At 67.0% G+C, this 21,760-nt stretch carries 21 protein-coding genes; 9 read left to right on the top strand and 12 right to left on the bottom strand.

Features of this window, described 5'->3' with window-relative positions:
• The 4 genes from QFZ47_RS12545 (at nucleotide 1) to QFZ47_RS12530 (ending at nucleotide 5,653) form a co-directional block, all read left to right on the top strand.
• Nucleotides 1-1,545, top strand: a complete 1,545-nt coding sequence (locus QFZ47_RS12545; protein WP_307655937.1) for a polyamine aminopropyltransferase — start codon at nucleotides 1-3, stop codon at nucleotides 1,543-1,545.
• An 8-nt stretch (nucleotides 1,546-1,553) separates the two neighbouring features.
• A complete protein-coding gene (locus QFZ47_RS12540; protein WP_307655936.1) occupies nucleotides 1,554-3,185 on the top strand; it encodes an FAD-dependent oxidoreductase in 1,632 nt (543 codons plus the stop codon).
• A gap of 86 nt (nucleotides 3,186-3,271) precedes the next feature.
• Nucleotides 3,272-4,633, top strand: coding sequence for an esterase-like activity of phytase family protein (locus tag QFZ47_RS12535; protein WP_307655935.1), 1,362 nt, complete (start codon nucleotides 3,272-3,274; stop codon nucleotides 4,631-4,633).
• Nucleotides 4,634-4,678: 45 nt separating this feature from the next.
• Nucleotides 4,679-5,653 (top strand): LysR family transcriptional regulator, encoded by a 975-nt coding sequence (locus QFZ47_RS12530; RefSeq protein WP_307655934.1) that lies wholly within the window; start codon nucleotides 4,679-4,681, stop codon nucleotides 5,651-5,653.
• Here the strand turns inward: QFZ47_RS12530 and QFZ47_RS12525 are convergent.
• From QFZ47_RS12525 to speD, 3 genes are read right to left on the bottom strand one after another with little or no spacing between them, the layout of a single operon-like run.
• Nucleotides 5,595-6,989, bottom strand: a complete 1,395-nt coding sequence (locus tag QFZ47_RS12525) for an aminopeptidase P N-terminal domain-containing protein (protein ID WP_307655933.1) — start codon at nucleotides 6,987-6,989, stop codon at nucleotides 5,595-5,597. The genes QFZ47_RS12530 and QFZ47_RS12525 overlap by 59 nt on opposite strands.
• Nucleotides 6,986-7,696: a nucleotidyltransferase family protein gene (locus tag QFZ47_RS12520; RefSeq protein ID WP_307655932.1), complete on the bottom strand. Its 711-nt coding sequence runs from the start codon at nucleotides 7,694-7,696 to the stop codon at nucleotides 6,986-6,988. Before QFZ47_RS12520 ends, QFZ47_RS12525 begins: the two co-directional genes overlap by 4 nt.
• A 35-nt stretch (nucleotides 7,697-7,731) precedes the next feature.
• Nucleotides 7,732-8,112 (bottom strand): adenosylmethionine decarboxylase, encoded by a 381-nt coding sequence (gene speD, locus QFZ47_RS12515; protein WP_307655931.1) that lies wholly within the window; start codon nucleotides 8,110-8,112, stop codon nucleotides 7,732-7,734.
• Between the two features lie 135 nt (nucleotides 8,113-8,247).
• On the opposite strand from speD, the gene QFZ47_RS12510 reads away from it, so the two are divergent.
• Nucleotides 8,248-10,353 (top strand): transketolase family protein, encoded by a 2,106-nt coding sequence (locus QFZ47_RS12510; RefSeq protein WP_307655930.1) that lies wholly within the window; start codon nucleotides 8,248-8,250, stop codon nucleotides 10,351-10,353.
• Nucleotides 10,354-10,416: 63 nt separating this feature from the next.
• Nucleotides 10,417-11,418, top strand: coding sequence for a type I glyceraldehyde-3-phosphate dehydrogenase (gene gap / locus QFZ47_RS12505; RefSeq protein ID WP_215248267.1), 1,002 nt, complete (start codon nucleotides 10,417-10,419; stop codon nucleotides 11,416-11,418).
• Nucleotides 11,419-11,493: 75 nt separating this feature from the next.
• On the opposite strand, the gene QFZ47_RS12500 is transcribed toward gap, so the two are convergent.
• The 3 genes from QFZ47_RS12500 to QFZ47_RS12490 form a co-directional block, all read right to left on the bottom strand.
• Nucleotides 11,494-12,090: a hypothetical protein gene (locus tag QFZ47_RS12500; RefSeq protein ID WP_307655929.1), complete on the bottom strand. Its 597-nt coding sequence runs from the start codon at nucleotides 12,088-12,090 to the stop codon at nucleotides 11,494-11,496.
• Between the two features lie 19 nt (nucleotides 12,091-12,109).
• Complete coding sequence (locus QFZ47_RS12495) at nucleotides 12,110-12,718, bottom strand: hypothetical protein (protein WP_307655928.1); 609 nt, start codon at nucleotides 12,716-12,718, stop codon at nucleotides 12,110-12,112.
• Nucleotides 12,719-12,794: 76 nt separating this feature from the next.
• Complete coding sequence (locus tag QFZ47_RS12490; RefSeq protein WP_307655927.1) at nucleotides 12,795-13,103, bottom strand: putative quinol monooxygenase; 309 nt, start codon at nucleotides 13,101-13,103, stop codon at nucleotides 12,795-12,797.
• A gap of 99 nt (nucleotides 13,104-13,202) precedes the next feature.
• Between QFZ47_RS12490 and QFZ47_RS12485 the strand changes: the two genes are divergently transcribed.
• Nucleotides 13,203-14,531, top strand: coding sequence for an Nramp family divalent metal transporter (locus tag QFZ47_RS12485; RefSeq protein ID WP_307655926.1), 1,329 nt, complete (start codon nucleotides 13,203-13,205; stop codon nucleotides 14,529-14,531).
• Nucleotides 14,532-14,557: 26 nt separating this feature from the next.
• On the opposite strand, the gene QFZ47_RS12480 is transcribed toward QFZ47_RS12485, so the two are convergent.
• Nucleotides 14,558-14,899 carry a protealysin inhibitor emfourin gene (locus QFZ47_RS12480; RefSeq protein WP_307655925.1) on the bottom strand — a complete coding sequence of 114 codons (342 nt, stop codon included), beginning with the start codon at nucleotides 14,897-14,899 and terminating at the stop codon, nucleotides 14,558-14,560.
• A complete protein-coding gene (locus QFZ47_RS12475; protein ID WP_307655924.1) occupies nucleotides 14,896-15,966 on the bottom strand; it encodes a M4 family metallopeptidase in 1,071 nt (356 codons plus the stop codon). The genes QFZ47_RS12480 and QFZ47_RS12475 overlap by 4 nt, the downstream gene beginning before the upstream one ends.
• A 147-nt stretch (nucleotides 15,967-16,113) precedes the next feature.
• Between QFZ47_RS12475 and QFZ47_RS12470 the strand changes: the two genes are divergently transcribed.
• On the top strand, nucleotides 16,114-16,404 hold the full coding sequence (locus tag QFZ47_RS12470; RefSeq protein ID WP_307655923.1) for a YciI family protein: 291 nt from the start codon (nucleotides 16,114-16,116) through the stop codon (nucleotides 16,402-16,404).
• A 19-nt stretch (nucleotides 16,405-16,423) separates the two neighbouring features.
• On the opposite strand, the gene QFZ47_RS12465 is transcribed toward QFZ47_RS12470, so the two are convergent.
• The 3 genes from QFZ47_RS12465 to QFZ47_RS12455 all read right to left on the bottom strand — a co-directional run bounded on the left by QFZ47_RS12465 (nucleotide 16,424) and on the right by QFZ47_RS12455 (nucleotide 19,403).
• Nucleotides 16,424-17,602 (bottom strand): pirin family protein, encoded by a 1,179-nt coding sequence (locus QFZ47_RS12465; protein WP_307655922.1) that lies wholly within the window; start codon nucleotides 17,600-17,602, stop codon nucleotides 16,424-16,426.
• 77 nt (nucleotides 17,603-17,679) lie between these two features.
• Complete coding sequence (locus QFZ47_RS12460) at nucleotides 17,680-18,102, bottom strand: VOC family protein (RefSeq protein ID WP_307655921.1); 423 nt, start codon at nucleotides 18,100-18,102, stop codon at nucleotides 17,680-17,682.
• A gap of 170 nt (nucleotides 18,103-18,272) precedes the next feature.
• The gene (locus tag QFZ47_RS12455; protein ID WP_307658933.1) at nucleotides 18,273-19,403 is read right to left on the bottom strand and encodes an alpha/beta fold hydrolase; all 1,131 of its coding nucleotides are present in this window, start codon (nucleotides 19,401-19,403) and stop codon (nucleotides 18,273-18,275) included.
• Between the two features lie 297 nt (nucleotides 19,404-19,700).
• On the opposite strand from QFZ47_RS12455, the gene QFZ47_RS12450 reads away from it, so the two are divergent.
• A complete protein-coding gene (locus QFZ47_RS12450; RefSeq protein ID WP_307655920.1) occupies nucleotides 19,701-20,282 on the top strand; it encodes a TetR/AcrR family transcriptional regulator in 582 nt (193 codons plus the stop codon).
• A 63-nt stretch (nucleotides 20,283-20,345) separates the two neighbouring features.
• On the opposite strand, the gene QFZ47_RS12445 is transcribed toward QFZ47_RS12450, so the two are convergent.
• A complete protein-coding gene (locus tag QFZ47_RS12445; RefSeq protein WP_307655919.1) occupies nucleotides 20,346-21,752 on the bottom strand; it encodes an amidase family protein in 1,407 nt (468 codons plus the stop codon).
• Nucleotides 21,753-21,760: the final 8 nt, after the last annotated feature.

Here is a 21,760-nt window from a genome sequence, read left to right as displayed (position 1 = left end):
GTGTCCGCGCATGCCGCCGATGCGCGCGGGCCGCAGCCCGTCGAGATCGCGCTGCTCGCCAGCGTGTTCGTTGTGGCCGCCTGCGGGCTGGTCTACGAGCTGACCGCGGCCGCGCTGAGCTCCTACCTGCTCGGCGATTCGGTGCTGCAATTCAGCACCATCATCGGCACCTACCTGTTCGCGATGGGCGTGGGTTCGTGGCTCTCTCGCTTTTTCGACCGCCAGCTGCCAGCGCACTTTCTGCGCATCGAGCTGCTCGTGGCGCTGGTCGGCGGCGCGCTGCCGGCCATTCTTTTCCTCGCGAACGCCTATGTGCCCGGTGCGTTCCGCCCGCTGCTCTATGGGCTCGTGGTGGTGGTCGGCACGCTGGTGGGGCTCGAGATCCCGCTGGTGATGCGCATCCTCAAGCGCAACATCCAGCTCAAGAACCTGGTGTCGCAGGTGCTCACCTTCGACTACCTCGGCGCGCTGGCGGTGTCGGTGGCTTTTCCGCTGGTGCTGGTGCCGCAGCTCGGCATGATCCGCACCGGCCTGCTGTTCGGCCTCATGAATGCCGCCGTGGCCGTGTGGGCGCTGTGGCTGTTCCGCCATGAGCTGCGCCGCATCGGTGCGCATGCGCTGGCCTGCTTTCTGGCGCTGGCCGCGCTGGCCGGCGCCTTCGCGTGGGCCGACCGCATCACCTCGCTGGCCGAAGACAAGTTCTACCAGGACCGCATCGTGTTCAGCGCCACCTCGCCCTACCAGCGCATCGTGGTCACACGCGGACAGCTCGGGCACCGGCTGTTCCTGAACGGCAACCTGCAGTTCGCCGAGCGCGACGAGTACCGCTACCACGAGGCGCTCGTCCATCCGGTGATGGCCGCGCAGGGCGCACCGAAGAAAGTCGCGGTGCTCGGCGGCGGCGATGGCATGGCGGTGCGCGAGATCCTGAAATATCCCTCGGTCGAATCGGTCACGCTGGTGGAGCTCGATCCGAACATGACCCAGCTCTTCACCGCGCATGAGACGCTGGCCGCGCTCAACGGGCATTCGCTCTCGTCGCCGAAGGTGAAGATCGTCAATACCGATGCCTTTCAGTGGCTGCAGCAGTCCGGAGACTTTTTCGACGTGATCGTGGTCGACTTTCCCGATCCGACCAACTTCGCGATCGGCAAGCTCTACACCAACAGCTTCTATGCGCTGCTCGAAAAGCGCCTTTCGGCGAGCGGCTACGCGGTGATCCAGACCACCTCGCCGCTGGTCGCGCGCAAGAGCTACTGGACCGTGGCGGCGACCATCGAGTCGGTCGGCCTGCGCGCCACGCCCTACCACGCGCATGTGCCGAGCTTCGGCGAATGGGGCTTCATCATCGCGAGCCGGCGGCCGTATCGGATGCCCGATGCGCTGCCTTCGGGGCTGCGTTTTCTCTCGCCTTCCACCTTGCCGCTGATGTTCGACTTTCCGCTCGACATGGCGCGCGTGCCGGCCGAAGTGAACCGGCTGTCGAACCAGACCCTTGTCACCACCTACGAGCAGGAGTGGGGCAAGGTAATGACGACTCACTAGACCTGGACATGCAGCGGCGCGATTTCCTCGGCGTGGCGGCGGGTGCCCTTGCGCTCGCCGGCTGCGAGGCCCCGCCGCCGCCCATCGAAGGCGGCTTCACCGGCATCGACGTGGCGCGCGGCCATGCCATGCGCGACGGCACGCTCACGAGCCAGGTGCCGGCGACCGTGAAGCGCACGCGCGTGGTGATCGCGGGTGGCGGCGTTGCCGGCCTCGCGGCCGCGCGCGCGCTGCGGCTTGCGGGCATTGAGGACTTCGCCCTGCTCGAACTCGAGGACGTCGCCGGCGGCAATGCGCGTGGCGGCATGGTCAACGGCATTGCCTGTCCGCTCGGCGCGCACTACCTGCCGGTGCCCGGCGACGATGCGCGCGAAGTGCAGGACCTGCTCGAGGAACTCGGCCTGCGCCGGCGCGTGGCGGGCCGCTGGGAATACGACGAACGCCACCTCTGCCACAGCCCGCAGGAGCGGCTGTTCTTCCAGGGCGAGTGGCAGGAGGGCCTGCTGCCCGTGCACGGCGTGGGCATGGCCACGCATGCGCAGTACCGCAAGTTCGCGCAGCGCATCGACGCGCTGCAGCACGCCGCGCATTTCGTCATTCCCACGCAGAGGGCCGCGGTCACGCCCGAGCTGCTGGCGCTCGACGCGGTCAGCTTTGCGAGCTGGCTCGACGGCGAGGGTTTCGGCGATGCGCAGCTGCGCTGGTATCTCGACTACTGCTGCCGCGACGACTACGGCGCGGGCATCGAACAGGTCTCGGCCTGGGCCGGCATCCATTACTTCGCGAGCCGCCACGGCTTTCATGCGCCCGGCGATACGAAAGGCGGCGGCGGCGCCGAATCGACGCCGGAGCGCGACGGCGTGCTCACCTGGCCCGAAGGCAACGGCTGGCTCACCAGGCAGCTGGCCGCGCCGCTCGGCGACCGGCTGCGCACGGGCCAGGCCGTCACACGCATCGCCGAGCTGCGCGGCGGCATCGAGGTCGACGCGTGGGATGCCGCGGCCAAATCGCTGGTGCGCTGGCAGGCCGAGCGCTGCATCGTCGCGCTGCCGGTGTTCGTTGCCGCGCGCGTGGTCGAGAACGCGCCGGAGGTCTTGAAGAACGCCGCCGCGCACCTGCGCTATGCCCCCTGGCTCGTGGCCAACGTGCACCTGCGCGGACCGCTCGCCGACCGCCCCGGCGCCGCGCCGAGCTGGGACAACGTGATCTACGGCACGCGCGGCCTCGGTTATGTCGATGCGCGCCATCAGACGCTCGATCCCACGCCGCGCGGCACCGTGCTGAGCTGGTACCGCCCGCTCGGCCCGAGCCGCCACGACGGCGCCGATGGCCGCCGCCTGCTGCTCGACCGCCCCTGGACCGGCTGGCGCGACGATCTGCTCGCCGAACTCTCGGTGCCGCACCCCGACCTGCCTTCGCTCGCGACGCGTGTCGAGGTCACGCGCTATGGCCATGCGATGGCGATCCCGCGGCCGGGGCTGCTCGCGCAGATCGGCGCGCATCGCACGTCGCCCGACGCGGCGCATCGCGGCCGCGTTATTGCGGGCCGGCTTTCGTTCGCGCATGCAGACTGGTCGGGCTACTCGATCTTCGAGGAGGCGTTCACGCGCGGGCACGTGGCGGGTGCGGCGCCGGGCTGAAGCCGCGGGTGCTTCCAGGCCATGTCATGGCCGCGTCACGCATGGCCGGCATGGTCTCGCGTTTCGACACGGAACCTCTCTTCTCCATGACGCGCCCTGCTTCTTTCTTCTGTTCTTCCTTCATCGCGCTGGCCGCCGCGCTCGCCTGCGGCCATGCCGCTGCACAGACTGCCTTTCCCGCCACGCTGGCCGGCCACGCCGTGCTGCCCGCCCAGAGCTTTGTCGCCGCTCCGAAGGACGCGCCTGCCGACCTGCAGGCCAGCGGCAAGTTCACCTCCGGCAAGCGCGTGGAGGCGCTGGGCACCGTCGAAGGCCTGTCGGGCGGCCGCGGCACCGGTGTCTCGGTGCCCTTCAAGGGCCAGCCGCTGCAGGGCCACTCGGGCATCAGGAAGATGGATGACGGTTCGTTCTGGATCCTCACCGACAACGGTGCCGGCGCCAAGGCCAACTCGCCCGACTTCATGCTCTACCTGAACCACTACAAGGTGGACTTCAAGAGCGGCAAGTTCAACCGCCTCAACACCATCTTCCTGCACGACCCGGACAAGAAGGTGCCGTTCCGCATCGTCCATGAAGGCACGAAGCAGCGCTACCTGACCGGCTCCGACTTCGACCCCGAGAGCTTCCAGTTTGCCGGCGGCGCACTGTGGATCGGCGAGGAGTTCGGCCCCTTCCTGATCAAGGCCGACCTGAAGGGCAAGGTGCTCGCGGTGTTCGACACGCAGGTCGACGGCAAGGCCGTGCGCTCGCCCGACCATCCGGCGGTCACCACGCCGGGCGCGCCGGGCGGTGCGGTCGATTTCCAGATCAAGCGCTCCAAGGGCTTCGAAGGCATGGCTTCGTCGAAGGACGGCAGCAAGCTCTACGCGCTGCTCGAAGGCCCGGTGTGGAACGCCGAGGCCAAGGACTACGAAAAGCTGGACGGCAAGGAAGCGCTGCGCGTGCTGGAGTTCGACGTGGCGTCTGAAAAATGGACCGGCCGCCACTGGAAATATCCGCTCGAAGCCAACGGCCACGCCATCGGCGACTTCAACATGATCGATGCCACCACCGGCCTCGTCATCGAGCGCGACAACGGCGAAGGCACGAGCGACAAGGCCTGCCCCGAAGGCCAGAAGCGCAGCGACTGCTTCCATGACATCGCGAAGTTCAAGCGCGTCTACAAGGTCGAGCTGAACGATGCCAACGTGGGCGGCGCGGTGCGCAAGATCGGCTACATCGACCTGCTGAACATCGCCGACCCCGACAAGCTGGCGCGCAAGCCGCGGAGCGACGGCGTGCTCAAGTTCCCGTTCTTCACGATCGAGAACGTGGACGTGGTCGATGCCACCCACATCGTGGTCGGCAACGACAACAACCTGCCGTTCTCCAGCAGCCGCGAGCCGAACAAGGCCGACGACAACGAGCTGGTGCTGCTGGAGGCGGGGGCGCTGCTGCAGGCCAGGTAGCACCAGCGCGAGTCGCCGACTGAAGCGCGTCTTCATAATTCGCGCATGTCGCCCGAACTGCTCCCCGCCATTGCCGCCTTCGCACGCGTTGCGCACCACGCCAGCTTCACGCGGGCCGCGCAAGAACTGGGCGTGTCGCCCTCGGCCCTGTCGCAGACCGTGCGCACGCTCGAGGGGCGGCTCGGCGTACGCCTGCTCGACCGCACCACGCGGCGCGTCGGCGTGACCGAGCTGGGCCAGCAATTGCTCAAGGGCGCGCAGCCGGCACTGGCCGCACTCGCGCAGGCGGTCGAGGGCCTCGACGAGGCGCGCGACAAGCCGGCCGGGCTGCTGCGCCTCAACGTGGCGCGCGTGTCGGCCGAATTGCTGCTGAACCCGCACTTCGCGGACTTTGCGGAGGCCTATCCCGACATCACGCTGGAGCTGGTCTGCGACAACCGCATGATCGACCTGGTCGAAGGCGGCTTCGACGCCGGCATCCGGCTCGGCGAAAGCTTGGCGCAGGACGTGGTAGCCCTGCCGGTGGGAGGGCCGCAGCGCATGGTGACCCTCGCATCGCCGCGCTATCTGGCGAGACGCAGGCTGCCGAAGACGCCCGAGGATCTGCGCGAGCACCAATGCCTGAACTACCGCCTGACCACGGGCGTCCTCTATCGCTGGGAGTACGCGCAGGACGGCCGCGTGCTCGACGTCGAAGTGGCCGGTCCGCTGATCAGCAACGACGGCGATGTGCTGCTGGCTGCTGCGCGCGACGGCGCGGGCATCATGGTGGCCTTCGAAGGCGCGGTGCGCGGCGATCTGGAAAGCGGCCGCCTCGTGCCGCTGCTCGAGCCCTGGTGGCCCACGTTTCCGGGCTTCTACCTGTACCACCCGAGCCGCGCGCAGGTGCCGCGCAAGCTGCGGGTATTCATCGACTTCCTGCAGGCGCGGCATGCGCCGCCGCCGGTGTCGCAGCGCGCCGTCAAGCTCGCATCAGTGCCTCGATCTCGTCAGCCTTCACCGGCACGCCGCGCGAGATGAGTTCGCAGCCGGTGGCGGTGACGATCGCGTCGTCCTCGATGCGGATGCCGATGTTGTGGAACCGCTCGGGCACGCCGTCGGCGGGCCGCACGTAGATGCCGGGCTCCAGCGTCAGCACCATGCCCGGATGCAGGATGCGGCTCGGCCGGTTCTTGATGACTTCGTTCGACAGCGGGTCCCTGCGCTCGCTCACCTCGCCCGCCTGCGTGGGCTCGACGTAGCTGCCGCAGTCGTGCACGTCCATGCCGAGCCAGTGGCCGGTGCGGTGCATGTAGAACTGGAAGTAGGCGCGCGAGTCGATCACGTCGTCGACGCTGCCGACCTTGTTGGCGTCGAGCAGGCCGAGGTCGAGCATGCCCTGCGACAGCACCTTGACCGCCGCATCGTGCGGGTCCGTGAAGCGGTTGCCGGCCTTGGTCACTGCGGCCGAGGCGTCCTGGCTCGCCAGCACCAGGTCGTACAGCGCGCGCTGCGGGCCGCTGAACTTGCCATTGGCCGGGAAGGTGCGCGTGATGTCGCTCGCGTAGCCGTCGAGCTCGCAGCCGGCGTCGATCAGCACCAGCTCGCCATTGCGCACCGGTGCCGCGTCGGCGCGGTAGTGCAGCACGCAGGCATTGGCGCCCGCCGCCACGATGGAGCCGTAGGCCGGGTACTGCGAGCCGCCGAGGCGGAACTCGTGCAGCAGCTCGGCGTCCAGGTGGTACTCGCGCACGTCCTTGCCTTCGCGCAGCATGCGCGCCGACAGCTGCATCGCGCGGATGTGGGCGCGCGCGCTGATCTGCGCCGCGCGCCGCATGGTGTCCTGCTCGTGCGCGTCCTTCACCAGGCGCATTTCGTCGAGCGGGCCGCACAGGTCGCGCTGCTCCTCGGGGCACAGTGCGCCGTAGCGCACGCGCGCGCGCACCGACTGCAGCCAGCCGTCGATGCGGGTTTCGAGCCCCTTGTGGATCGCGAACGGAAACCACACGGTCGACCTGTTCTCGAGCAGCTTCGGCAGCCTGGCGTCGAGCTCGTCGATCGAGAAGGCCTCGTTCACGCCAAGCGCCGCCGGGGCCGCATCGGGACCCAGGCGATAGCCGTCCCAGATCTCGCGCTCCAGGTCCTTGGGCGCGCAGAACAGCGTCGCGCGGCCGTCGCCCGCGAGCACCAGCCAGGCGTTGGGCTCGGTGAAGCCGGTCAAGTAGTAGAAGTAGCTGTCGTGCCGGAACAGGAAGTCGCTGTCGCGGTTGCGCTGGCGCTCGGGCGCGGTCGGGACGATGGCGATGCCGTCCTTGCCCAGTTGCGAGGCGAGGCGCGCGCGGCGCTCGGCGTAGATCCGGTTGTCTTCTGAGGTCATCTTGGCGTGTTCAGTTGAAGAAGCCGTTCGGGTGTCCCCACGTCGGTCCAGGGCCCGGTGTAGAGCTCGGCGCTCACGTGTTCATTGTCCATCGCGGCACGCAGGATCGGTGCCAGCGGGGCTTTGGCACCCTTCGGGTTGCCGGCCGGAATGCCGCAATAGGGCGGCGCAAAGAGCGCGGCCCGGTAGAGGCCGATGGTCGAGAAGGTGTATTTGCCGGCCGCCGAGTTGAGCGCAAGGCCTTCCGCGGAAAGGCCGAAATCGCCCTTCGGGTTGTGCGCCGGGTTCGGCACCAGCCACAGGTGCGCCAGCCTGCCGCTGGCCGCAAAGCGGTCGACCGAGGCCTGCGTGAAGGCGAAATCCGGCGCGAACACATCGCCGGCCGCCACCCAGAAAATCTCGCCCAGCCGGGGCAGCGCGCGCACGATGCCGCCGGCCGTCTCCAGCGCTTCGCCGAAGTCGCGGCCTTCGTCGGAGTATGAAATCGATAGCGCGCAGTGCCCATTCAGCACGGGATTGGAGCCGAAGTGGCCGGAGATCTTCGCGCCAAGCCAGGCCGTGTTGACCACCAGCTCGGTGAAGCCGCCGGCGGCCAGCGCCTCCATCGGCCACTGCATCAGCGGCTTGCCGCGCACTTCGAGCAGCGGCTTGGGCAGGCTGTCGGTCAGCGGCCGCATGCGCTCGCCGCGGCCGGCGGCAAGGATCATGGCCCGCACCGCAGAAAAAGAAGACGACGGCGGCTTCAAGCCGCCACCTTGCCGCGCAGCAGTTCGTTGCGTTCGCTGTGCCGGGGCTGGAACAGCGCCACCAGGCATTCCATCAGCGCATGCGCCTTGGCCGAATGGTCGCCGCCGAAGTTGCACACATACACGTCGAGCGTGGCGCCGCGCTGTTCGGGCCAGGTGTGGATGCACAGGTGCGATTCGGCCAGCAGCACGGTGGCCGTCACGCCGCCCGGCCCTTGCGGCGTGGCCGGAAAACCATGGACCAGCTTGCCCACCGGCTGCAGCCCGGCGGCCGTTGCCGCCTTGATGCAGACGGCGCCGAGCGCCTCCTTGTCGGTCAGCCATTGCATCGCGCATTGGCAGTCGTGGAGATCGGCGGTGAGGTGCAGCCCATGCATGGGTGGCAACTCTAGCAGCGCGGGTGTCGCCAAAGAACATCAGTCGGGTGTTCGGCCCGCATCGGAGGGGGTTGGAGCGAGCCCGGTAAAATCGCGGGTTCCCCCCAATCCACATTCCCCGAAAGTCCACCGCCCATGGCAAACCCAGCCCTGATGGCCAACGCGATTCGCGCGCTGGCCATGGATGCCGTCCAACAAGCAAACTCCGGCCATCCGGGCGCACCGATGGGCATGGCCGACATGGCCGTCGCACTCTGGGGCGAACACCTGCGCTACAACCCCGCCAACCCGCACTGGTTCGACCGCGACCGCTTCGTGCTCTCGAACGGCCACGCCTCGATGCTGCTGTATTCGGTGCTGCACCTCACCGGCTACGACCTGCCGCTCGGCGAGCTCAAGAACTTCCGCCAGCTGCACAGCAAGACCGCGGGCCACCCCGAAGTCGACGTGACCCCCGGCGTGGAAACCACCACCGGCCCGCTGGGCCAGGGCATTACCAATGCCGTGGGCTTTGCACTGGCCGAGAAGCTGCTCGCGGCCGAGTTCAACCGCAAGGACCACGCCATCGTCGACCACCACACCTACACCTTCCTGGGCGACGGCTGCATGATGGAAGGCATCAGCCATGAAGCCTGCGCGCTGGCCGGCGCCTGGCACCTGAACAAGCTGATCGCGCTGTACGACGACAACGGCATCAGCATCGACGGCCAGGTCAAGCCCTGGTTCATCGACAACACCGGAGAGCGCTTCAAGGCCTACGGCTGGAACGTGATCGGCCCGATCGACGGCAACGACGCCAAGGACGTGTCCAAGGCCATCGCCAAGGCCAAGAAGGAAGATTCGAAGCCGACCCTCATCATCTGCAAGACGCAGATCGGCAAGGGCAGCCCGAACCGCGCCAACACCGCCAAGGCCCACGGCGAGCCGCTGGGCGCCGAAGAAATCACGCTCACCCGCGCCGCGCTGAACTGGCCGTATGCGGCCTTCGACGTGCCGCAGGAGGCGTATGCCGACTGGAACCACAAGGAAGAAGGCGCCCGGGCCGAAGCGGCCTGGAACGACAGGTTCGATGCCTACGCCAAGGTTTACCCCGGCCTCGCCGCCGAGTTCACCCGCCGCATGAAGGGCGAGCTGCCGAAGAACTTCCACCAGGTGGCGTTCGACACCGTGGTGGCCGCCCACACCAAGGGCGAAACCGTGGCCAGCCGCAAGGCCAGCCAGCTCGCGCTCGAGGCCTTCACCGCCGCGCTGCCCGAGATGCTCGGCGGCAGCGCCGACCTCACGGGCTCCAACCTGACCAACACCAAGAGCACGGCCGCACTGCGCTTCGACGCCAAGACCGGCGCCGTGGTGCTGAACGCGCCCGCCGCGCCGCAGCCTCCGCAAGGCGCCGAAGACGAAGCCGCGCAGGGCGAGGCCGTCGAGCCGCCGCACGGCGCGATCGGCCGCCACATCAACTACGGTGTGCGCGAGTTCGGCATGGCGGCCATCATGAACGGCGTGGCGCTGCATGGCGGCTTCATTCCCTACGGCGGCACCTTCCTGACCTTCAGCGACTACAGCCGCAACGCCATCCGCATGGCCGCGCTCATGAAGCGCCGCGTGGTGCACGTGTTCACGCACGATTCCATCGGCCTCGGCGAAGACGGCCCGACGCACCAGTCGATCGAGCATGCCGCGTCGCTGCGCCTGATTCCGAACCTGGACGTCTGGCGTCCGGGCGACACCGCCGAAACTGCCGTGGCCTGGGCCGTGGCGCTGCAGAACCAGTCGCGCCCGACCGCGCTGCTCTTGAGCCGCCAGAACATCGCCTATGCGCCCAAGGGCGAGCTCGGCGACATCAGCCGCGGCGCCTATGTGCTGTCGGAGCCCGAAACGGTCGGCCTCAAGAGCAAGAAGACCGCCGCGGTCATCATCGCCACCGGTTCCGAAGTGCAGCTCGCACTGGCCGCGCAGAAGCTGCTGGCCGAAAAGAAGATCGCCGTGCGCGTGGTGTCGATGCCCTCGACCACCACCTTCGACCGCCAGGACGTGGCCTACAAGAAGGCCGTGCTGCCGAAGAAGCTGCCGCGCATCGCGGTCGAAATGGGCTGCACCGGCGGCTGGTGGAAATACGGCTGCGCGGCCGTCGTGGGCATCGACAGCTACGGCGAGTCGGCACCGGCGCCGGCGCTGTTCAAGCATTTCGGTTTCACGGCCGAGAACGTTGCCGCCACGGTCGAAGCCGCCCTGCGCGACTGAGCCCGGCCAAGCGTTTTTCTTTCTGTTCGATCAAAAAGTTTTTCAACCTTAGGAGCAAATCAGATGGCTATCAAACTCGGTATCAACGGCTTCGGTCGCATCGGTCGCAACGTGCTGCGCGCAGCGGTGCAGAACTTCAAGAACGACATCGAGATCGTTGCCATCAACGACCTGCTCGAGCCCGACTACCTGGCCTACATGCTCCAGTACGACTCGGTGCACGGCCGCTTCAAGGGCGAAGTCACGGTGGAAGGCAACACACTGATCGTCAACGGCAAGAAGATCCGCCTCACGCAGGAGCGCGACCCGGCGCAGCTCAAGTGGAACGAAGTCGGCGCCGACATCGTGCTGGAGTCGACCGGCCTGTTCCTCACCAAGGAAACCGCGCAGAAGCACATCGACGCGGGCGCCAAGAAGGTCATTCTCTCGGCCCCGTCGAAGGACGACACCCCCATGTTCGTCTACGGCGTGAACGACAAGAAGTACGCCGGCGAAGCCATCATCAGCAACGCCAGCTGCACCACCAACTGCCTGGCGCCGCTGGCCAAGGTGCTGAACGACAAGTGGGGCATCAAGCGCGGCCTGATGACCACCGTGCACGCGGCCACCGCCACGCAGAAGACCGTCGACGGCCCGAGCAACAAGGACTGGCGCGGCGGCCGCGGCATCCTGGAAAACATCATTCCCTCGAGCACCGGCGCGGCCAAGGCCGTGGGCGTGGTGATCCCCGAGCTCAACAAGAAGCTCACGGGCATGAGCTTCCGCGTGCCGACTTCCGACGTGTCGGTGGTCGACCTGACGGTGGAGCTCGTCAAGGAAGCCACCTACAAGGAAATCTGCGCCGAGATGAAGGCGCAGAGCGAAGGCGCGCTCAAGGGCGTGCTCGGCTACACCGAAGACAAGGTGGTGGCCACCGACTTCCGCGGCGACCCGCGCACCTCGATCTTCGACGCCGAAGCCGGCATTGCGCTCGACAGCACTTTCGTGAAGCTCGTGAGCTGGTATGACAACGAATGGGGCTACTCGAACAAGTGCCTGGAAATGGTGAAGGTTGTTTCGAAGTAAGACTTTGAAGCCCCAACGAAAGAACGCGCCTCCGGGCGCGTTTTTTTCATGGGCGCGCCGGTTGGGGCACCCGCTTCAGCGCAGCTTCTCGTTCCTGCGGATCTCGCTGCTGAGCTGCGAGGTCAGGCGCGTTGCCGCGCGCCGGGCCGCCAGCCCATAGTCGCCGTTGAACTCCCCGAATTCCGCCGTGCCGTTGCCGACTGCGCGCACGCGCGTGAGCTCGGCGCCCGCGGCATCGCTCACCACGCAGCTCACTTCGGCGGTGAACGATGTGGGCGGCCAGGTGATCCAGGAGGACGAACTCGAATCGGTCTTGACCTGCGGCGTGAACACCAGCGACACGCCCGCCGCCTCGTTGGCCTTTGCATCGCCGGCGGTGCGCAGCACGACCACGTCGCGGTAGACCGCACGCAGCGCGTCGCGGATCGACTTTTCGAGATCGCGGTACGGGTAGTAGCTCACGCGGTCGCCGCTGCCGCCGGCGGTGGTCACCTGCTGGTCGCGCTGGGCGTCGGTCATCACGTAGGCCACCTTCTTCGGGAGGAGGCGGGCCTGCGACCGCGGCGGCGCGGTTTCCGTGATCATCGTGATCGGATGGGCGCAGCCTGCCAGCAAGGCCGCCAGAACGGCGGCGGCAAACAGGCGGGCGGCCGAAGAAAAAGGAAACGGCATGGTGCGGCTTTCTCCGGTGCTAGGGCGCGGGCGAGGGCGCTATGGCCGCGATGAACTGCGGATCGGCATACACCTGCCGCAGCAGCGCGCGCACCAGCCTCGGGTAGGCGGCCTGTCCGGCGGGCACGGCCACGATGTTGGCGTAGCTCGAATCGAAGGCGAGTTCGCCGCGGTAGGTCTTGCGCAGCCGCTGCGCGGAGGCGCGCGTCACGACCACTTCCACCTCCATGCGGCCGCTGCCGTTGATCACGCCAAGGTCGAGTTCGTTGGCCAGGATCCGCGCCGCGATGCGGGTCGGTGCCTTGGGGTCGTAGGCCGATATTTCTCCGAGGTCGCGCATCAGCGCGTCTTCGAGGTATTGCGCGAAGGTGCCGCTGGGCGAAAGCAGTTTCGCGCGGCGCAGGCTCAGCGTGTTGATGCTGTCGTTCGGATCGGTCGGCTGCACCTTCGCCACGGCCACCATGCCGGGGCGCGTGGCTTCGAGCCGGTCGAGCGCCTCGTAGTCGGCCGCGTAGGGCGGTGCGGCGAGCTGCGCGCAGCCGGACGCCAGCACCGCCGCGGCCAGCGCACCGAGCGCTCCAACCAAAGCGCGCAAGCGCCAACCCCGCGGTCTGAAGAAGATCGTCATGCCTTGAGTCCCTCCTCGGGATGCCTGATCCCGGCGCGAGGGTAGCAGGCATTGCGCCGCGCGCGAAGGCCGATTTTCAGACCGGCTCGAGCACGTGGATCAGCTTGCTCTCGACGAACTCCTTGGTCTTCGCCCCGTGGGCCGCCATGTGCGGCGCCACGGCATGCGCCTGCAGGTGCGCCAGCGTTTCCCATTTTTCGATCACCACGAAGGTGTCCGGCCCGAAGCTGGCTTTCGATGTCGGGACGCCTTGCGCGTCGACCGTGGCGCCGTACTCGATGCAGCCTTCCTCGGCCAGCACGGCCGCGCGGTTGGCGGCAAAGGCTTCGAGCAGCTGGGCGCGCAGGCCCGGCTTGGCGGTGATGACGGCGACGACGTGGATCATGGAAAAGGGCTCCATTGCATGTTTGTGGGATGGGACCGTCGAATCTAAAAGACTGGCCGCTCGGCCAGCGGTCCCGCGCGCGACCCTATCATCGCCCGCATGTTCTTTCCCCTGCCCCGCACGGCCACCGCGCCGTTCTGCCCTTCGGAAGTCAAGGGCAGCGTGGCGGTCCCGCAGGACCTGCCCTTCGGCAAGAAGCTGCTGCGCTACGCGGGCCCTGGCCTGCTGGTCTCGGTGGGCTACATGGACCCGGGCAACTGGGCGACCGACATCGAGGCCGGCTCGCGCTTCGGCTATGGCCTGCTCTTCGTGGTGCTGCTCGCGAGCCTGGCGGCGATGCTGCTGCAGACGCTGTGCGTGCGGCTCGGGCTGGTGGCGCAGAAAGACCTCGCGCGCGCCTGCCGCGAGCACTATTCGCCGCGCGCGAGCCGCTTCCTGTGGCTGGGCGCGGAGCTGGCCATCGTGGCCTGCGACCTGGCCGAGGTGCTGGGCAGCGCGCTCGCATTGCACCTGCTGTTCGGCGTCTCGATTCCGGTCGGCATTGCGATCACGGCATTCGACACGCTGCTCGTGCTGGGGCTCCAAGGCGCGGGCTTCCGGCGCGTCGAGGCCATCGTGCTCGGGCTGGTGGGCACCATCGCGGGCTGCTTCGTGGTGGAGCTCGCGATGTCGCAGCCCAACTGGTTCGGCGTGGCGATGGGCTTTGCGCCCAGCTTCGAGCGGCTGCAGCAGCCTGGCGCGCTCTACCTTGCGATCGGCGTGGTCGGCGCCACCGTGATGCCGCACAACCTGTACCTGCATTCGTCCATCGTGCAGACCCGGCTGGTGGCCGACAGCGATGCGGCGCGGCGCGAGGCGGTGCGCTTCTGCACCTTCGACGCGGTGTTCTCGCTGTCGCTCGCGCTCCTGGTCAACGCGGCCATCATGGTGCTGGCGGCCAGCGCCTTCCACAGCACGGGCCATGTGGAAGTGACCGAGATCGACGACGCCTACCGGCTCATCGAGCCTATCGTGGGCAGCGCGTTCGCCGCCACGCTGTTCGGCATTGCGCTCCTGGCCTCGGGCCAGAGTTCGACCTTCACCGGCACCATCGCGGGCCAGATCATCATGGAAGGGTTCCTCGACCTGAAGATCCCGTGCTGGCAGCGCCGCCTGATCACGCGGGGGCTGGCGCTCGGGCCGGCATTCTTCGGTGTCTGGTGGTTCGGCGATGGCGGCGTGGGCAGGATGCTGGTGCTGAGCCAGGTGGTGCTGAGTTTTCAGCTGCCGTTCGCGATGTGGCCGCTGATCCGCTTCACGAGCAGCCGCGCGCTGATGGGCGGCTTTGCCAACGGCACCGTGGTCAAGCTGCTGGCATGGGGGCTGTTCGGCGTGATCAGCTCGGCCAACGTGTGGCTGGTGGCGTCGACGGTTTTCGGCGGCCTTTGATTCGAAGAAGCCGCACCGCGCCTGCCTCAGCGCTCGGCCGCGTCTTTCCAGAGGTGCACCAGCGCCTCGGGCGCCTCGTTCTCGGGCACCTCGAAGCTGACCGAAGAGCCCGAACGGGTGGTGGCACTTTCCACCACCACCTCCACGCGGTAGAAGCGCTGGTCGCCGCCCGGCGAGCCGGGGCCGCTGCGCTGCCCGGCGTGCGGTGCGGCGCTTTGCAATGCCTCGCCGATCCGCTGGCGCAGTTCTTCGCTGCAGTTGCCCAGCTGGTAGCTGCGCGGGCGCGAAAGGCCCGGCACGTAGGCCACGCCGCCCTCGCGCGTCACGCGCACGACGGAAGCCTGGTCCAGGGGCGGAAGCTGAATCATGATGCTGAGACTCCCACGGTGTTCCATGCGGCGCCCACGGCCTTGTGTGCCGCGCTGTCGGCGCCGAAGCGCTTGGCCGCATTCTCCGCGCTCAGCTGGGCGAAGGCCAGGAAGTCGGCATCCTGGCGCAGCCGCCGGTCGCACACCGTGTCGTACCAGACGCGGCCGGCCGTCTCCCATGCCGGGCCGGGGATGGCCGTGGCAGCGAGATGGAAGGCGCGGTTCGGAATGCCGGAATTGATGTGCACGCCGCCATTGTCCTGCCGTGTGACCACAAAGTCTTTCATGTGGGCAGGCTGCGGATCCTTGCCGAGCACCGGGTCGTCGTAGGCCGTGCCGGGCTCGGCCATCGAGCGCAGCGCGCGGGCCTTCACCTTGTCGGTGAAGAGCCCCGCGCCCACCAGCCAGTCGGCCTGCTGCGCCGTCTGCTTGAGCAGGTGCTGCTTGACCAGGGCGCCGAACACGTCGCAGATCGACTCGTTGAGCGCGCCCGGCTGGCCCTCGTACACCAGGCCCGACTCATGGTCGATCACGCCGTGCGTGAGCTCGTGGCCGATGATGTCCACCGCGATGGTGAAGCGGTTCATGACCTCGCCGTCGCCGTCGCCGAACACCATCTGCCGGCCGTTCCAGAAGGCGTTGTCGTAGTCGTTGCCGTAGTGCACGCTGCCGGTGAGCGGCAGGCCCGCGCCGTCGATGGAATCGCGCTCGTAGATGTCGTGGTACAGGCGGTAGGTTGCGCCCAGGTAGTCGTAGGCTTCGTCGGCGGCGATGTCGCCGGTGGCGGCCTGCGCTTCGGCGCGCACCAGCCTGCCGGGCAGCGTCATGGTGTGCTCCGCGTCGTGGATGGCGCGCGTGGGCGAGCCGCGCCGCACATAGCGCGGCGCGGGGCCGGACGACACGCCCCGCACCGCCGCCGCCTCGCGCAGGCCGCGGTGCTGGCGGTCGATCATCAGCGTCTGCGCCGCCCTTGCGCTGGCATGCGCACTGGCGCGTTCCGCCAGCCGGTCCAGCAGGTACGGCGGTACGAAGCTGGGCGGCAAAAGACGTGGCGAGCGAAGCGGCATGAGCAACTCTCCTTTGCGGTTGAAGGCAACGAAAAAGACGGTAGCAGAAAGCCGTAAAACCTGGATCACTCCGTTACTTCTGGTCATGGAATGCCCGGGTTCCAGGCCATAGGATCGGGGCTTCCCGATTCACCTGCCGCTTCGCTCATGTTCATCGTCACTCTCACCTACATCCGTCCGCTTGAAGAGCTCGATGTGCTGATGGACGGACACATGGCGTGGCTACGAAAGCACTACCAGAGCGGACTGTTCCTGGCCTCGGGCCGGCAGGTGCCGCGCAAGGGCGGCGTGATCTTTGCGCGCTCGGGCGACCGGGCAGAGCTAGAGGCGGTGCTGGCACGCGATCCGTTCGTGCAGAGCGGCGCGGCAAGCACGCACGTGATCGAGTTCGTGCCCAGCATGACGGCGCCCGCGACCGAGATCCTCAAGGTGCTTTGAAGCCTGGAGGCCGCGTGTCTCAGGCCTCCGGAATTTCCTCTCGCCCGCCGGGGTGCCGCGCAAAGCGCGCGGCATCGCGGCGGTGCACCGGCGCCGGATCGCCAAAGGGCCAGCCGCCGAACTGCGTGCGGCGGTAGTCGGCCAGCGCCTGGCTGATCTCGGCCTGCGTGTTCATCACGAACGGACCGTATTGCGCCACCGGCTCGGCAATGGGGCGTCCCTGCAGCAGCAGGAATTCGCTCGGCTCTTCATCGCCATTGCGCAGTTCGACGGCCGTGTCGGCGCGCAGCTCGATGGCGGCCGGGCCTTCCACGCGCCGGCCCGCAACGAAGGCAGTGGCGCCCTTGAAGAAATACAGCATGCGCCGCGTGCCATCGCCCGCGGCGGCAGGCAGCGTCCATTGCGCGCCGGGCGTCATCTTGAGGGTCCAGATCGCCACGTCGGCATCGGCCTGCGCGGCCCATGAATCAGGCGGCGGCGACAGCGGGTGGATCGGCGCCGGTCCGCCGTCCGCGGCAGTGCCGCCGAACCGGCCCGCGATCACCGCAACCTCGGTGCGGCCGCCAGCCGCATCGTCGGAGGCGAAGCGCGGAATGGCCTCCGACCAGAACATCGTGAAGTGCGGCTCGGCCATCTTGCTTCCGGCCGGCAGGTTGAGCCAGATCTGGAACAGCTCCAGCGGATTCGGCGCGTTGGTATCGAGCAGCGGAAACATCTCCGAATGCACGATGCCCTTGCCGGCCGTGAGCCACTGCACGTCACCGCCGCCGAAGCGCGCGGTGGCACCCAGCGAATCGGAATGGTCGACCAGCCCCTTGCGCACGATGGTCACCGTCTCGAAACCGCGATGCGGATGCGAGGGAAAGCCCGGCACCGTGTCGCCGTGGTACATGCTCCAGCCGTCCTTGCGGCTGAAGTCCTGGCCGAGCTGGCGGCCCGCCAGCGAGGCCTCGGGCCCCATCTGCGCGTTGGCCTTCGGATAGGCGTCGTCGTGATAGACGCAGAACAGGAACGGGTCGATCGTCTGCCACGGGAAGCCGAGCGGGCTCACCTGCAGCACGGGGCTGCGGCCTTCCTCGATGCTGCTGTTGTTGTCGATGCTGTTGCTGGACACCTCGGTATTCCTTTCGGTTGGGCGCGCCGCGGCCGAATTTGCGGCGGCGCTGTTCCCAGGAATATCGGGGCGAACTCGCTTCAAGGAAGGTGCCTTCCGCGCAACAGTGAGGAACGCATATGGAACGATGGGCATCGTTCTTGTGCTTCAGCGGCGCGGCATCACGCGTTCTGATGGGTCACTTCGACGTTCGGGTCCATGTGCATCAGCTCCCACAGGTGGCCGTCGATGTCCTGGAAGCCGTGGCCGTACATGAAGCCGTAGTCCTGCGGCTCGCGCGGCACCGTGCCGCCCGCGGCCACCGCCTTGGCCACCATTTCGTCGACCTCGGCGCGGCTTTCGCACGAGAGGCACAGCAGCACCTCGGTGCTCTTGCTGGTGTCGGCAAGGCTCTTGCTCGTGAAGGTCTTGAAGAAGTCTTCGGCCAGCAGCATGGCGTGGATGCTGCCTTCCTGGATCACCATGCAGGCGGCGTTGGCGTCGGTGAACTTCTCGTTGAAGGTGTAGCCCAGCGCGGCAAAGAACGCCTTGGACTTGTCGAGGTTCTTGACGGCGAGGTTCACGAAGATCTGCTTGTTGGCCATGGTTGTCTTCCTGTTTCGGTGAAGGGTGGATGGAGGTTGATACCAAAGAAAATGGACGGCGTCCACATTATTCTTTCAGGCCGCATTTGCCTTACGGGGAATTAAGTCGTGGCGTCCTCAAGCCAGGGGGTGTGGTTCCCTGACCCAGCGCAACGGAAGCGGCCCTCAACCTAGCCAGCAATCCGATTCGCCCCGCCCAGATCCTTCATGAAGGCGAGCAGGAGGCTGCTAAGCCGACCCGGCTGCTCCTGTTGTATCCAATGTCCGGCGCCTTCGATCAACTCGATGTCACCCATTCTCGTTGTCGCCTTTGACTTCATCAGCTCGAGCGAGCCCGGCGCCGAATAGGTGGCCCAATCTTTCGTTCCGCCTATGAAGAGCGATGGGACATCGATGGTCCTGCCCGAAAACAGGCGGAGTTCAGCGTTCAGATCAGGATCGGAATAGACCCGATAGGTTTGCAGGGCGCCTTGGAACCCGGTGCGGCCATACTCGTCCGTATATACCGCAAGTTCCGGCTCGGTGAGCCATTTGCCAGCCAAGATTTCTGCGGCAGAGGGTTGGAAAGGAGCGACCGTCTGCGGCATCGTTTTGCCAAGTTCCATGACGTAGTACGTTGGCATTTGCGCAAATTCTGTGGCGGTTCGCGCTTTCAGCCGATGCGGCTTATTTCCTGGCCAGTCACCGCTCTTGACGTAGAAAAATGCACGAAGAAAGGCATGTAGTCCTTCCGGGGGGTGCCACATGTCGTTGTTCGCGGCACGAGAACTCAGGTACTGTAAATAGGACACTCGCGGCGGATCAAGGGCCGCCAGTGCTGCTGCAAGCTTGAGACTTTCGTTTGTCGGTTGAACTGGTGCTGGTTGACTGTCAGCTGTATTGAACGGAAACGCTGGAGCACCCGGGAAAGGTGCGCTCATCAGCACCACCGAGCTGAAGACGTCCGGTCGAGCCAGTGCGCAAAATGCTGCCACAGGCGAGCCAAAGTCGTGCCCAACGAGCATCGCCGTTTGCCGATAACCCAGTGCGGAAACAAGCCCGAGCGCATCGCGCGTCATATTCAAAAGGCTGAACGGTGCAAGTGGGGTGTCAAAGCCGTTCACCCAGCCAGTGGTACGGCCAAAGCCGCGCAGGTCGGGAGCCACCACATGGTATCCGGCGTCGGCCAGCATCGGGATCAGATGTCGCCAGCCGTAAGCCAGGTCTGGAAAGCCGTGCAAAAGCAGCGCGAGGGGTCGGCCTGGGCTTTCATATCCGCCTTCGAGGATATGGACGTCGAGGCCGTTGACTCCGTGGATCATGCGCGAGCGGACGCCGCCGGGAAGTGTTCCCCCGCCATAGGTTGATGCTGTCGATTGCATCCCGTCCAAGTTGCCGGCTCGGGCAGTGGGTAGCGAAGCCGCAACCAAACCGGCAGCGCCCATCGCCAGGACGGCTCTTCGAGACGTCGGCAACTGGAAGTTTTGTGGGTGACCCATGATGAACATACCTTCGTAGCTTAGGTTTTGTGAACAGCGATGCCAGACCTGTTGTATGGCGATCGCCATAGTATGGCGTTTGCCATAGTCCCGTCAAGCGATGCGTGATATGTTCATCAGATGCCACGTACATCCGACGCCCGTGATCGGGCGATTGCCACGGCCGAACGGCTTTTTCGGATCCAGGGCTTCACAGCGACCGGTTTAATTCAGATCCTTAAAGAAAGCGGAGCACCTAAAGGGTCGTTCTACTTTCACTTTCCGCGAGGCAAGACGCAGCTTGCAGAAGAAGCGATCGACCGTTACGTTGCGAGAAGAATTGACGTATTGCGCAAGATTTCCGCGAATACAGCGGGCGATGCGTTGAAGTTTGTGCAACAGCTTTTCAGCACGTTTGCGGCTGAAATGGTCGCCACAGATTTCCAATATGGGTGTCTGATGCAAAATTTGGCGAATGAGCTGCCCTCGCTCGACGCTGATCTGACCCAACGGGTGGCGCGCGGGTTTGTTGATTCAACGGCGATAGTTGCGGAGCATTTCAAGGCATGCGGATTCACACCTGAGCGTGCATCTTCTACAGCCGCTGGGTTGGTTGCTGCTCTCGAAGGCGCGCGAACAATTGCTCGTTTGGAACGTACGCCGGACGTATTCAAGGCGCTGGCGGAGGTCTGTGCCAACAGATGGGCCGCCTCCGAGGGGTAGTGCGGGCTCGATGTCCCGCACTTGCGTAGTTGCCGCTTCTGGCAGTCGCAGCGGATCAACGACTTAGGTGTCTTCTGCTCCACCAGTTTGTTCCCCGGGGGCAGCATTCCTTGCCAGCAGCCCGGCCAGGGCGAGGGTGCTGCGGTCCTCGAAATACGGACCGACGATCTGTACGCCCAGCGGCAATCCGTCGGCTGTGAAGCCTGCGGGGGCGACCGTGGCGGGCAGTCCGCCGAGGCTCGCAAGGCTGGACCAGGCAGCCAGTGCATCATAGGGCGTGGGCTTTCCGTCGATGGTGAGTACACGCTTCTTCCAATCAGGCTCGCTCATGTGCTCGAAGGCCGCGCAACCGGCCGCCGGGCACAGCACGGCGTCGAACTGCATGAACAGCGTGCGCAGCTGCGCACGGATGCGCGTGCGCGTGGCCAGCAGGTCGAACCAGGTGCGTAGCTGCATCGGCGAACGGCCGTCGGGCTCGGCATGCGCGAGCACGGTCTGCACGATCCGTCCGTAGGTGTCGCCGACCTCGGCCAGATCGGGCAGCAGGTCCGAGGCACGGGCCACCGAGGCCCCGGCCTTCGCCAGCCGCTGCCCGGCGCCTTCGACGGCGGCGCGCACGTCGGCCGCCACCGCGGCCTGCGGATGCGAGCTGACCACCAGCACGCGCCAGTCCTTCGCCGCCGCATGGCGCGCCGCCGGCAGCATGAGGCGGCCTTGCGCCACGTGGGCCGCATCGGGCCCGGCCAGCACATCGAGCGCCAGCGAAAGGTCGTCCGCGCAATGGCCGATCGGCCCGATCACCGAGGGCAGCGCCGCCAGCGCCTCCTCGGTGCCCGGAAACGCAAAGCCGCGCGTCGGCAGCAGGCCATGGCTCGGCTTGTGCGCGTACACGCCGCAAAAGCTCGCGGGAACGCGCAGCGAGCCCGTCAGGTCGCTGCCCAGTTCCAGCGCCACCATGCCGGTGGCCACCGCCACCGCGCCGCCGCCCGACGAGCCGCCCGGCGTGCGCCTGGCGTCGAGCGGGTGCACCGTGCGGCCGTACACCGGATTGGCGCACTGCCAGTCGGCCAGCGCCGACGGCACGTTGGTCTTGCCGAGAATCACCGCGCCTGCCGCCTTGAGGCGCGCCACGGCCACGGCGTCCTGCCGCGGCACGAAATCGCGGAACGGCGGCAGGCCCCAGCTGGTCGGCAGGCCGGCGACGTTGAAGGCTTCCTTCACCGTCATCGGCACGCCCAGCAGCGGCCGGCGCTCGCCGCGCGCGAAGGCCGCATCGGCTTCGGCGGCCTGGCGGCGCGCGCGATCGAAGTCGCGCACCACCACCGCGTTGAGCCTGCCATCGAGCGCCACGATGCGGGCGATGGCGGCTTCGCACAATTCAACCGCGCTCACCTGTTTGGCGGCCAGTGCCTTGGCCGACTGTGCGGCTCCGGCGGCCAGGAGGGTGGTGGGGTCGAGGGGCGTGGCCATGGCGAGCC

This window comes from Variovorax paradoxus (assembly GCF_030815975.1).
GTDB lineage: Bacteria > Pseudomonadota > Gammaproteobacteria > Burkholderiales > Burkholderiaceae_C > Variovorax > Variovorax paradoxus_N.
This window is presented reverse-complemented; position numbering and strand designations above follow the sequence as displayed.